The organism is Kandleria sp. (genome assembly GCF_017934775.1).
Lineage (GTDB): Bacteria > Bacillota_I > Bacilli_A > Erysipelotrichales > Coprobacillaceae > Kandleria > Kandleria vitulina.
Genome location: NZ_JAGBIX010000073.1, coordinates 1 through 12,952, shown reverse-complemented (window position 1 = coordinate 12,952; position 12,952 = coordinate 1). Strand labels below are relative to the sequence as shown.

General features: G+C 34.8%; 13 protein-coding genes. 12 read left to right on the top strand and 1 reads right to left on the bottom strand.

Features of this window, described 5'->3' with window-relative positions; all coding sequences use genetic code 11:
* Positions 1-48 precede the first annotated feature (48 nt).
* The 12 genes from tnpA to J6L95_RS07855 all read left to right on the top strand — a co-directional run bounded on the left by tnpA (position 49) and on the right by J6L95_RS07855 (position 10,242).
* Entirely contained in the window at positions 49-528 is a 480-nt protein-coding gene (gene tnpA, locus J6L95_RS10900; protein WP_353806817.1) for an IS200/IS605 family transposase, read from the top strand.
* 43 nt (positions 529-571) lie between these two features.
* Positions 572-763 (top strand): helix-turn-helix domain-containing protein, encoded by a 192-nt coding sequence (locus J6L95_RS07905; protein ID WP_287458726.1) that lies wholly within the window; start codon positions 572-574, stop codon positions 761-763.
* Complete coding sequence (tnpB, locus tag J6L95_RS07900; RefSeq protein ID WP_353806816.1) at positions 741-1,850, top strand: IS200/IS605 family element RNA-guided endonuclease TnpB; 1,110 nt, start codon at positions 741-743, stop codon at positions 1,848-1,850. Before J6L95_RS07905 ends, tnpB begins: the two co-directional genes overlap by 23 nt.
* A 201-nt stretch (positions 1,851-2,051) precedes the next feature.
* Positions 2,052-2,831 (top strand): HAD-IIB family hydrolase, encoded by a 780-nt coding sequence (locus J6L95_RS07895; RefSeq protein WP_287458724.1) that lies wholly within the window; start codon positions 2,052-2,054, stop codon positions 2,829-2,831.
* 161 nt (positions 2,832-2,992) lie between these two features.
* Entirely contained in the window at positions 2,993-4,297 is a 1,305-nt protein-coding gene (locus J6L95_RS07890) for a fused HPr family phosphocarrier protein/2-hydroxyacid dehydrogenase (protein WP_029070850.1), read from the top strand.
* A 219-nt stretch (positions 4,298-4,516) separates the two neighbouring features.
* The gene (locus tag J6L95_RS07885; RefSeq protein WP_074624527.1) at positions 4,517-5,293 is read left to right on the top strand and encodes an NlpC/P60 family protein; all 777 of its coding nucleotides are present in this window, start codon (positions 4,517-4,519) and stop codon (positions 5,291-5,293) included.
* Positions 5,294-5,432: 139 nt separating this feature from the next.
* Positions 5,433-6,131, top strand: a complete 699-nt coding sequence (locus tag J6L95_RS07880; RefSeq protein WP_051550733.1) for a C40 family peptidase — start codon at positions 5,433-5,435, stop codon at positions 6,129-6,131.
* A gap of 68 nt (positions 6,132-6,199) precedes the next feature.
* Positions 6,200-6,589, top strand: coding sequence for a hypothetical protein (locus J6L95_RS07875; RefSeq protein ID WP_029073032.1), 390 nt, complete (start codon positions 6,200-6,202; stop codon positions 6,587-6,589).
* A gap of 163 nt (positions 6,590-6,752) precedes the next feature.
* The gene (locus J6L95_RS07870) at positions 6,753-7,322 is read left to right on the top strand and encodes a BRCT domain-containing protein (RefSeq protein ID WP_287458722.1); all 570 of its coding nucleotides are present in this window, start codon (positions 6,753-6,755) and stop codon (positions 7,320-7,322) included.
* Between the two features lie 47 nt (positions 7,323-7,369).
* Entirely contained in the window at positions 7,370-8,251 is an 882-nt protein-coding gene (locus J6L95_RS07865) for a DUF1002 domain-containing protein (RefSeq protein WP_287458720.1), read from the top strand.
* Between the two features lie 53 nt (positions 8,252-8,304).
* Complete coding sequence (locus J6L95_RS07860) at positions 8,305-9,501, top strand: ribokinase (protein ID WP_287458718.1); 1,197 nt, start codon at positions 8,305-8,307, stop codon at positions 9,499-9,501.
* Between the two features lie 3 nt (positions 9,502-9,504).
* Complete coding sequence (locus J6L95_RS07855) at positions 9,505-10,242, top strand: NAD-dependent protein deacylase (RefSeq protein WP_287458716.1); 738 nt, start codon at positions 9,505-9,507, stop codon at positions 10,240-10,242.
* Here the strand turns inward: J6L95_RS07855 and J6L95_RS07850 are convergent.
* Positions 10,237-12,675 carry a YfhO family protein gene (locus J6L95_RS07850; protein WP_287458714.1) on the bottom strand — a complete coding sequence of 813 codons (2,439 nt, stop codon included), beginning with the start codon at positions 12,673-12,675 and terminating at the stop codon, positions 10,237-10,239. The two genes, J6L95_RS07855 and J6L95_RS07850, sit on opposite strands and share 6 nt — an antisense overlap.
* Between the last annotated feature and the right edge of the window lie 277 nt (positions 12,676-12,952).

Genomic DNA, 12,952 nt, shown 5'->3' with positions numbered 1-12,952 from the left:
TTTATATAATGCTTACGGCTGAAAACCCATCAAGCTTTAGCTTGTGGGATGAAAGCCGACGGACTCAACTCAGCCTCGCCTAAGCGGGGCTCTTTTTGTATAATAACGTTCATGAATAAAGACTACAAACATGGACATAGACATAAATTCCTATTAAGATATCATCTAATCCTGGTTTGCAAATATAGAAGACGCATTCTATCTGCAAATAATATATCTTCTGATATCAAGACTCTCGCTACTCAAATATCTGATTCCCATAATATATACATTCACTACATGGAAGCCGATAAAGATCATTTGCATTTGATGATAGAAACTACTCCAAACATAAACTTATCAGATTTTGTCAGAACCCTAAAATCATATACAACCTATCATATCTGGGAGAAATACACGCCATACCTGAGTAAGTGTTTCTGGAATGAAAGAACCTTTTGGTCTGATGGCTACTTCATAAGTTCTATTGGAGAAGTTAGCAGTGATACGCTTAAACATTATATTGAAAACCAAGGCAAAAATAGTTGACATTATACTTCGTTGAAGTATAATGAATGTAGAGGTGATAGCTATGAAAATTATAGAGTTAAGAAAGCGTACAGGCTTATCACAAAGTAAATTTGCCAACAGATTTCACTTAAATGTGAGGACTGTACAACAATGGGAGCGAGAGGCTCGCAAGGCCCCTGATTATGTTGTATGGCTAATAGAAAGAGTAATGGATTTAGAGGAACAATTAGATGCTCAAGGGAATGAAATTTAGGATCTATCCTAATAAGGAACAACAGCATATAATTCAAAAAACCTTTGGTTGCAGTAGATTCATCTACAACCAAGGGCTTTCTATGTGTTCTGATGAATTCAAAAAAGGTAACTCTATTAGCTATAAGGAAACAAATGCGATGCTCTCTAATTATAAGAAACGTGAAGAGTTTGCTTGGCTTAAAGAAGTAGACTCTGTAGCATTACAACAATCTCTTAGAGATTTAGACAAGGCTTATAAGAACTTCTTTGCTAAGAGAGCATCTATGCCTAAATTCAAGTCAAAGCATAATCATAACAAGAGCTATAGAACTCAGTATATTAACAATAACATCTGTGTAGCCGGGAAGTACATCAAGCTTCCAAAGCTTGGTTATGTGAAAGCTAAAATTTCTATGCCCGTTACAGGCAAAATCAACAATGCCACTATTGAGCAAGTACCTAGTGGTAAATATTTTTGTGTTCTTAATGTAGAGGTTGAACAGCCTATGTATGAGAATGCTGGATGTATTGTTGGTCTAGATGTAGGTATTAAGGAATTCTATTCTGACAGTAATGGTAATACAGTAGATAATCCTAAATATCTCAATAAGGCCATGCGTAAATTAGTTAAAGAACAACGCAAACTGTCTCGTATGACAAAGTTTTCTAATAACTGGAATAAACAACGTGTTATTGTAGCTAGAATCCATGAGAAAATCACTAATCAGAGAAACGATTTCTTGCATAAAGAATCTACAAGGCTTTTGAGAGAAAACCAAATCATTTGCATTGAAGATCTTAATGTTAAGGGAATGGTTCGCAATCATAAACTAGCTAAAAGAATTAGCGATGTATCATGGGCTAAGTTCTTCGATATGCTTGAATATAAATCACCTTTCTATGGAACTGAAATAATAAGAGTTCCTAGATTCTATGCAAGCAGCCAGATTTGCAATGTCTGTGGATATAAGCATATCCAGGTTAAAGACTTGTCTGTACGAAGCTGGATTTGTCCAGAATGTAAAACAAGACATAATCGTGATATTAATGCTGCTATCAATATAAAAGAAAAAGGTCTAAGCTTACTTGCTGAACAAGTAGCCTAAACCTTAAATATACGTATAGTAGGGTGGGACACACCCGAACTAGGCATAGCCTTACGCTTGTGGAGACCGACGAGAAAACTGCTTACTTTTGTAAGTGTGATAATAACCGTGGTCATTGAATCAAGAATCCCATTAGCTTTAGCTGATGGGAGTGTCAACTTGTAATATATCTTTCAAATAATAAGGATAAGAGGTGATGGAATGAAGAAGTATATATTCTTTGATATCGATGGGACCTTGACTAGCCTTAAGACAGGCGCGTTTGTAGAGAGTGCCCTTGAGAGTATTCAGCGTCTTCAAGACGAAGGGCACTTTGTCGCTATTGCGACAGGACGTGCCTACTATAAGGCCAAGGATGCGATGAAGCAGGCGGGTATTCATCATATGGTCTGCAATGGTGGAGCAGGGATTGTCATCAATGATGAGCTGGTAGATAATCGACCTTTAGATAAAGAGAAGGCTCTTCTTATTATTAAGGAAGCAAGAAGTAAAGGATACGGTGTCCTTGTAGCCTGTGATGATAGTGTTGATGTCTATATGAAAGATGATCTATTTATAAGACAGGTAGGAGAAAGAAAAGAACCAACAAACTATATTCTTGATGAAAATCTATCTTTTGATGACTTGCCTCATATATATAAGATCTATATTGCGATTAGTGAAGAGGAAGAAAGAAATCTTCAACATTTAGATTTACTTGGACATATGCGCTTTGTTAAAGATTATCTTATGTATCAGCATGATGAGAAGCATCTTGGTATTAAGAGAATGATTCAGCATGTTCATGGCAACTTGGATGATGTTGTTGTCTTTGGAGATGGAGAAAATGATATGATCATGTTCCAAGATCATTTTTTTAAGATTGCAATGGGGAATGGTTATCCTGATTTATTAAAGAAGGCAGATGAAATTACTGATCCACCTGAAGAAAATGGAATTAAGAATGCCTGTATAAGACATAAATGGATTAAGAATTTCTAAATGGGTAAATAAGATATTTCATATATATATCAAAGACGTAAAATTTTTACACAATAATGGACGGATAAGAAATTTTTTAAACAAATCTAATATTTTATAAGGTAAATAAAAAGGGTTTGTGCTATTATAGTTGTATATTAATTAGGAGGATTATAGAGAAAATGAAGAAATTTAGTTATGTAGTTGATAATCCAATGGGCGTACATGCTCGTCCTGCTGCTTTATTAGCTCAGTTATGCGTTAATTTAAAAAGTGCTGTTGTAGTAGAATGTAATGGGAAAACAGCAAGTGGGAATAACGTATTACAGATTCTTGCTTTAGGCGCTAAGAAAGGTGATACTTTAAACGTTAGTGCTGAAGGTGACGATGAAGAAGCTGCAATTTCACAGATTGAAGAATTATTCAACGGTGAATTTACAGAAAAAGAAGAATATGATGTTCTTAAGGTAGCATTCTTTGGAACAAAGGATTATGACAGAACTTTCTTTAGTGAATTAACTAAGGATAAAGGTCCTGGAACATATAACTGCGATATCAAATATTTCAGCGTACGTTTAACTCCTGAAACTGCTTCTTTAGCAAAAGGTTATGATGCTGTTTGTATCTTCGTAAATGATGAAGCACCAAGACAGGTTGTAGAAGAATTAGCTGCAGGTGGCGTTAAGTTAATCTTATTACGTTGTGCTGGTTTCAACAACGTAGATTTACAGGCTGCAAAAGAATGCAACATCAAGGTTGCTCGTGTTCCAGCATACTCTCCATATGCAGTAGCTGAACATGCTATGGCTATCATCCAGGAAGCAAACAGAAGATTAGGTAAAGCTTATAACAAAGTAAGAGATAACAACTTCGCTTTATCTGGTTTATTAGGTGTAGACTTACATAATAAAGTCTGCGGTGTTATGGGTACTGGTAAAATTGGTCAGTGCTTCGCTAGAATCGCTAAAGGTTACGGTATGACTGTAATTGGTTGGGATGCTTATCCAAATCAGGCTTTAGTAGATGAAGGATTATTAACTTATGTTTCTAAAGACGAATTATTAGAAAAAGCTGATTTAATTTCATTACATGCACCATTAATCATGGGTGAAGGTGGAACTTACCACTTAATCGATGCTGATGCAATCAGCAAAATGAAAGATAACGTTATGCTTGTAAACTCAGCTCGTGGACCATTAATCGATGCAGAAGCATTAATCGCTGCATTAAAACAGGGTAAATTCCACGCTGTAGCATTAGACGTATATGAAGGAGAAGATGCTAACGTTTATACTGATAGATCTGATGAAGCATTACATAGCTCTATCACTGCACGTTTACAGATGTTCCCTAACTTAGTATTAACATCTCATCAGGCATTCTTCACTCGTGAAGCATTACAGGCTATCGCTGTTGTTACTATGGAAAATGCTCGTAACTTCAACGAAGGTAATGATTTAGGTTTTGCTGAATGTAAAGCTCAGTAATCCAAAATATTTTGAACATTAGAGGAAATTCTTATGAATTTCCTCTTTTTTTAAAAAATTGAAAAATGTGAAAATATCCCCTTATAAAGGGAAATAAATGGCGTTTCTTAAAAAAATCTTAAGAAAAAGTGATAAAATTCTTAATTTTGGGTGGAAATTCTTAAAAAAATGTTTATAATTATAAACAGTAACAATAAAAATGTAATGAGGAGATTATTTATGAATACCCACCAATTTATCAAGAAACATAGAAAGTTAATTATGATTATCGCTGCAATCGCATTGATGATTGTCCCTGTATCAGCTGCAAAGAATGCAATGGAAGTAGATGCGTCTACATCAAAAATTGTAAGCTTAGCTTATTCTAAATTGGGAAGTAAATACATTTATGGTGCAAGCCATTCTATGAGTGCTTTAAGAAATAAAAAACAGAGAGCTTTCGACTGTTCCGGTTTTGTGAGCTGGGTGTATTACCAGTCAGGTCACAATATTGGTGTTCGTACAACTAGTTCATTAAGATCAGTTGGTAAACGTGTATCATGGGCTAACAGACAGAAAGGTGATATCTTATTATTCGGTTCTCATACAGGAATCTATATTGGTAATAATAAGATGATTCATGCTCCAAATAGCAGATCACGTGTAAGAGTAGAAAATTTATCCGGTCATTGGAGAAGTAGACTTAAACAGATAAGAAGAGTTGTTTCTTCATCTGATAAGGCTGCTGTAGAAAAAACTATCTCTAAGGCTACAAAAGCAGTAAATGCTACTAATACAAATACATCTTCTTCAAAATATACAACTGGTAATTGGAAAATTACTGTATCTTCTAATGTAAGAGCTAAAGCAACTGCTTCTTCTAAGAAATTAGGTAGATTGAAGAAAGGTTCAGTTGTTACTGTTAAATCTATCAAGTATGGTAGATGGGCAAAAATCTCTTTCAAAGGAAAGACAGGATGGGTATCTCTAAGAGGTGCTCATGCAGTTAGAGCTTAGTGAGAAATGTCTTAGGACATTTCTTTTTTTATGTCAAATCTTAAGAAATTCTTAAGTAAACCTTAAGAATTTCTTAAGAAAGTATTTACAAATGAATATTCTTCATGCATAATAGTGCTTGTATGAAGGAGGAGATAAAATGAATACCCACATATTCAAGAAGAGTAAGAAGCTAGTTATTACTATTGTATTATTATTCGCTGTTGTTTTTGGTTTAGTTACAAATGCGATGAGTGCAGATGCGGCTTCTTCTAGGATAGTGAGTAAAGCATATTCACGATTAGGAAGTACATATGTGTATGGGGCAGGACATTCTATGGGAGCCCTAAGAAACAAGAGACAAAGAAAGTTCGACTGCTCAAGCCTTGTCAGCTGGGTGTATTATCAATCAGGTATTAATATTGGCGTAAGAACGACAAGTTCACTTCGCTCAGTAGGAAAACGTGTATCATGGAAAAATAGACAGAAAGGCGATATTCTATTATTTGGTTCACACACTGGAATCTATATTGGAAACAATAAAATGATTCATGCACCAAGTTCTGGAAAGAAGATTCAGATTACTTCTTTATCAGGACGCTATAGACGTCGTCTTAAGCAGATTCGTCGTGTTGTAGGTGTTAAAACTTCAAGCAAGAAGAAATCCTACAAGGCCGGTCGTTATGTCTTAAAACATTGGATGTACGTGCGTACGAAAGCCAGCGTTCACTCTAAAAGAGTTGGTAAGATCTACAAGAGAACAGTTATTCGTGTAGTATCAACTAAAGGATCTTGGGGACGTTTTAAATATAAAGGCCACTATAGATATGTGAAGCTTACTAAAGCAAGAAGGGTATAATTTGTGCCCTTCTTTTTACGTTGCACTTTTTATATTTTTGCGTTATATTCATGAAAGAGGTGAAGCGAATGGCCAAGTTATCAATGAATAAAAAGTTCTACAAGAGAGAATATAAAAAAGCGGCTTCTAAAGCTGCTACTAAGACAAGTGATTTTACACGTAGACATGAAACAAGAAAGAGTGCTAAAAAGGAAAGTTTTCATTTGTCCAAGAATATGCAAAAGTCTCTTTATACACATAAAGATAAACCAAAAACAAAACAGAAAGAATATCATGTTTCTCACCCTGATAATAAGAAAGAAGCCCCAGTTTTTGATTTACATTTCTTCTATCTTCTGACATTGGTTATTGGCATTTCTGGCATAGTGATTTCATTTATTATGAAAACGCGCCTTACTTGCTTCTTATTTATTTTAACAACGATTGTATCGTTTATTAATTATCGTAAAACAAAATAAAAAAACAGAAAAACCGGATGGGACGTCCGGTTCTTCTGTGTTTAGGAATAATTTCTTTTGAAGGGAAATTTGTGAATTGTAGTTCTCACTACAACTATAGTATAAACAACGGACGTCTTACTAACGTCAAAAAATAAAGGATTTTAAATAAAAAGGAGAAAAAATGTATAGCGTAAGAGGTCTTCTTAATGAGTATGTTATTTTGAAGAAAGAAATAAATTGTTTTCATGTGATCAAGGTGAATGAGACAGTCAGTGAGAAACAGTTTGATTCATTGGAAGATGTCTATCACTATTGTGATGGGTTATTTCTTGTAACTATGTATTTTAGTGAATTGGAAGCTTATCCTGGTGGTGTATGTCTGCTAGATGATTTTATTAAGGCTCTTAAATGGCATTATGAAGGTAGAAGTGTACATGATGATCATTTGCTTTATGAGAAGATTAAAGCTTATTTAAGAGAAGAAGGTATTGGATTAGATGAACTTTTCTTAATTAGCTTAAAAGGGGCTAAGATTGTCTTTACTGGACGTTTATCACGATATACGAGAGCTATTGCATCAAGGAAAGCACAAGCGTGTGGAGCGTATGTACAATCTTATGTCAATAAGGAAACGACATATCTTATTAAGGGGACTAATCATCATATCTCCAATAAACATAGATGTGCTGAAAGATTAAATATTCCTATTATTGAAGAAGAACAATTTTATCGTATGGTCAGTGATATTTGATTTTTTATGAGGAAGTGCTATCATAAACTTATTCAAGGAGGAATAAAATGAAAAAATTACGTTATCTACTTATAAGTGTATTAACATGTGCAATGATGATTCCGGCAATGAGTGTACAAGTTTTTGCGGATAGCGAGAAATATCTTGTCTTAGGAAAAGACCTTACTACTAGTGAAAAGAAGAAAGTTCTTGATTATTTAGGAGTTGATGATATTAATGATTATCAGGTTTCCTATGTTACTAACAGTGAAGAACATCAGTATCTTGGAAAATACTTATCAAGCAGTGTTATTGGTAAGCGTGCATTATCTTCAGTAGTTATGGAGAGTGCTGAAAAGGATGCTGGTATTTCAGTTACAACTAAGAACATTTCTTACTGTAGTGAAGCAATGTATCAGAATGCGTTAATTACTGCAGGTGTTAAGGATGTTAAGCTTACAGTTGCAGGACCATTCTCAATTTCAGGTACTGCTGCTCTTGTCGCAGCGACTAAGTCTTATGAAATCATGACTGGTAAACAGCTTGATGAAGTTAAAGTAAAAGCTGCCAACAATGAAATTGCGGTTACTCAGGAATTAGGTAAAGAAACAAATCAGAAAGATGCGGCTGAAATGGTAGCTTCATTAAAACAGAAAGTCGCAGAAATGGGCGATGATTATACGCGAGAAGATGGACAGAAGGCACTTAAGGAACTTGAAAAGGAAATGAATGTGTCATTATCTTCTTCTACTGAAGACAAGATTCTTGATTTAATGGATAATCTTAAGAATGCGGATCTTGATGTAGATACAATTAAGACGCAGGCTAAGGATCTTTATGAAAATATTAAAGATTATGCCAACAAGCTTACTGAAGATGGAGGATTCCTTTCACAGCTTGGTCAGAAGATTAAAGGATTTATTAAGAAGATTGTAGATTTCTTTAAATAAAACAAGTCGCAAGACTTGTTTTTCTTTATAATAAGAATGAGGAGATGAAGAGAATGAGAGTCCTATGTTTTGGCTCATTGAATTATGATCATGTCTATGATGTTGATCATTTTGTAAAGCCTGAAGAGACATTAAAATCAAGAGGATATAAGCTTAATTATGGTGGAAAAGGTTTAAATCAGAGTATCGCCTGTCATAAGGCTGGGTTGGATGTCTATCATGCCGGAGCCATCGGAAACGATGGAGAGGCCCTGCGTTCATATTTAAGCAAGCATAATATTAATTGTGATTATATATTGAATAAAGAAGAACCTACTGGTCATGCGATTATCCAGGTGGCCAATGGACAAAACAATATTATTATTTATCAGGGAGCGAATGCGTGCATTGATCATTCAGACATAAAAGAAGTGCTATCGCACTTCTGGGCTAATGATCTCTTGTTAATTCAAAATGAAGTATCCAATCTCTCAGAATTGATACATGAAGCACATGCTAGACATATGCGTATTGTATTGAATCTTGCACCGATGGATCAGAGTGCAAAGGATTATCCATTAGAGAAAGTAGATACGCTTATTGTAAATGAGATAGAAGCTATGGAACTCGTTGATGCAAGTGAAGATATAGATGATATTCTTTTAAGATTAAAAGAGCAGTTCTATGATCAGGAAGTTATTATGACTGTTGGAGAAAAGGGAAGCTACCATCTTTATCAGGGAGAATGTTTCCATGTAGACGCGTATGATACGGATGTAGTTGATACAACGGCAGCTGGGGATACCTTTATTGGCTATTATTTGGCGATGAGAGAACGTTTTTCTATTGTTGAAGCAATGCGTATTGCGTCTCTTGCTTCAAGCATGACATGTCAAAAAAGTGGAGCAGCACAATCCATCCCTGAATGTGATGAAGTATTAAGCAGCTATTATTTATTAAAGACCAAGAATCTTGTCAGCTTGACTGATCATGATGTGACATGGAAACAAGGTCCATTCAAGAAGATTCCTGTTTTCTATGATAATACAAAAGAGTGGACATATCAGTTCTATAAGCATCATCTTTTAGATGAAGATTATAAATTGCATTATGAAATGATTAAAGATAAGGAAATAGAAAGCCTATCAGTTAATGAAGCACTTACCATGATTACTTATTATATTAGAGAAGAACGTACACATACGGGAGTTATGGCACATGCTTTACAAGAAGGTGTGCTTCATCAGCTTGATCAGCTTATAAGAGGTTAAGTTATGGATAAGTATGAACAACTAGAAGAAATCATTAAGACATCTTCACATATAGTCTTCTTTGGAGGTGCTGGGGTATCTACTGAAAGTGGTATTCCGGACTTCCGTAGTGCTGATGGTTTATATAATACTAAAGATGTACAGTTTGAAGGCTATGCACCAGAATATCTTTTAAGTCATGATTGTTTATTCAATGAAAGCAAGGTATTCTTTGAATATTATCGACAAAAATTAGATACCAGAAATATTAAGCCTAATAAGGCACATAATGTTTTAGCCCTGATGGAAAAGAAAGGTAAACTAGATGGCATTATTACCCAGAATATTGATGGTCTACATCAAAAGGCAGGATCACATAAGGTATGGGAAATACATGGTTCAACACTTAATAATTACTGTTCAAGATGTGGAAAGACATATCCTTCTGATTATATCTTTAACACTTCGGGCCTTCCTATTTGTGGGTGTGGTGGGCTAATAAGACCAGATGTCACAATGTATGGAGAAGCTCTTCCTGAAGATGCCTGGACTCAAGCTATTAAGTTAATCAAGCAGGCAGATTGTCTTATTGTAGGTGGAACATCATTAAGTGTCTATCCAGCAGCTAATCTTGTTACTTATTTTAAAGGAAAACATTTAGTGATGATCAATCGCGATCAAACGCCTTATGATTATAAAGCAGATCTTGTGATCCATGATAGCATTGGAAAAGTATTTGGAGAAATTGAAAAGAGCCTATAGGCTCTTTTTATACATAAGATATAAGATGATCAATCCGATGATTGTAGTGATAATGGACAATTTTGCATATTTGACATGGTATGTCATCCTGATAACATTATGTCCTTTTTTAACTGGAATAGAATAGAAGCAGTCTCCTAATTTTGTATAGGAGGCTTTTTTATTGTTAAGGGTGATATCCCATCCTTGATCATAAGGAATGGAGATAAGAATGTTTTCATCTTGAGTGTTGTTATGTTTAACAAGGACTTCGCCATTCTTTAATGAAAGAGAAGAAACCTTATTGTTCTTTAGATAATCTGTCATTTCTTTTAAGACATCTAGATTTAAGGCATAGAACTGTCCCTTGTGAAGCTTTTTTCTTCCAGTAACAGTTATATGAACATTTTTCTTTTGTACTGGAATAGGGAAGAGTGAAGGGGATAGCCATCCACCGTATCTGGTTTTGTAGTTTTCTATTTGAAGAAGACCACGATAACGCTTGATGATTGGGAAATGTCCATAGTATAGATAATGTCCCTGAGGAAGTGTTAAATCATATTCTGATTTCTTATAGGCTGATTGTCTATAGGTATAAGAAATAGGCTCATAAATATTCTTTTTGATGCCAGTTAGTGACTGATAGAGATTATTGAGATAATCAAATGGCTGATCAGCTTTCTTAAAGGCATGTGGTTTATAGCAGTATGATAATGGTAAAGCATAAGGGTTTTCATAAAGCGTGAATGCACCAGAAGAAATAGGCAGTTTCTTATAGTAAGCAAGTTCTCTTGTCGAGGAAATGTACTTTACTCCTAAAAGACTGTCTGAGGCAAGGATGCTTTCATTCACAACATTGAGGTTTTCACCATTTAAACGATATCCAATATGATCCAAGAATTCTCTTGTATTATCATCTGGAGATGATGTGTATGTCGCAACGGGCATAAGATGGAAAGCTAAGCCTTCATTGTATTTTGCACGAATAGTGTTGTACTGAAGATTAAAGCAGTAATTCTGATTAATACGATATAAGCTCTTATCATAGCGTGAAAGTTTATCCCACTGTTTTTCATAGTTGATCTGGTAAGCAGGGAAGCTGGCTAGATCATGAGTAGAATGGTAATCTAACTGAAGATATACACCATAGGATGTTTCTATCAAGAAGAAGATAGAAAGACAAATAATTGTTTTCTTATGAGTAAGAACTCTTAATAAGATAGCCGTGATAAAGATGCTAAAAATAAAAATATAAAGTGATGATGTATAACTACGTGAAATGGTACTTAATATAAATAAGATGAAAGTATAAATAAAAGCATAGTGAATGCTCTTTTTATAATTATCATGAAGATAGTAATCAGCACTGATGAAAACAACTGATAAGATAGCGACATAAGAATAGCGATACCAGTATGAGGATACATATTTAAGAAGTGAAAAGATGAAATATAAAGGGTGGAAATAGAATAACAGATTAACTATGAATAAGAAAATGAATGTAACCATTCTTTTTCTCTTAGAGAATGTGTCCGACAGCAAAGCACCTACACACCCGATTGCCGGCAATGTTCCGCAATAGAGAGTAGCGTGCCCCAAGACACTTCTTTCACCTGGTAAAGAGGCAGTGATTGTCTCTAGAGGATTATTGTAGAGTGTTAAATGGAAGAGTCGATTTAGTTCAAGAGAACCACGGGTAGAATTTGTCATTGCACCGATGGTAGGAAGAAATAAAATACTGCTCAATAAGACACCGGTAAATAGACAAAGTCCAAGATGTATCAATGAATAGAAAAATTTTTTAAGTTGAATATCTTCTTTTAATAAAGAAAGGTATAAAAAGAACATGATAGAAAACAAACAGTTGATACCACCGGTATACCAGTTAAAAAGAATAGAACATCCAGTAGAAATACATAGGAAAATACCTTTTTTATCATTTACAAGATAAGCGACACCTAAAAGCATCAATGGCAGCATGTAGACACCATCTAGCCACAATATGTTGCTGGCTTGAGCAATGCTGTATTGTCCTAAAGCATAACAAGTCGATAAAGGAATGATGATCTTTCTTGTTGACTTATAATAATGCGTAAGCAAGATACTTGCGGTGATGCTTGCAAGAGTAACCTTCAATAAGACAAGAAGATGATAAAAACTGACAAGCTGAGATTTCTTAAAAAATACGACAAGAAGATTAAGTGGACTGCTTAGATAGTAACTGAAAACACCTATCATAGGTCCACCCAACCCTTTGCTAAAGGAATAGCTGATATTATTATGGTGAGTTAATAGATCCTTAAAATATGAAAAAAAGTCAAGATATTGAAGCTTGGCATCGTGAATAACACATGAATTTGTACCAGCTGGAATAAATCGTTCAAAGTAGAAAAGAAAGGCGAGAATCAGGAATGTAAGACATCCTGAAAGTAATGTGATGTGAGTTTTTTTCATAATAAATTCCCCTTTGTAAAACTGGTCATATTATATCATCAACAAAATGTTGTGAACTACCACCCACCTAAAGGTAGGTGGCTTCTAAGAACCTGACGGTTCTATTTAAGAAGTTTGATATTTAAGTTTCCACCCGAAAGTCAGGCAATCCTTATTCTTACAGGCGTGTCCACTTCGCCTCTACCGTATAGGATGTTAACATCCACAACGCTACTTTTACGCATGATGTTCAATGCGCCATTAACATCCGCATTGATTATTTTCCCGCTTGCGGTTT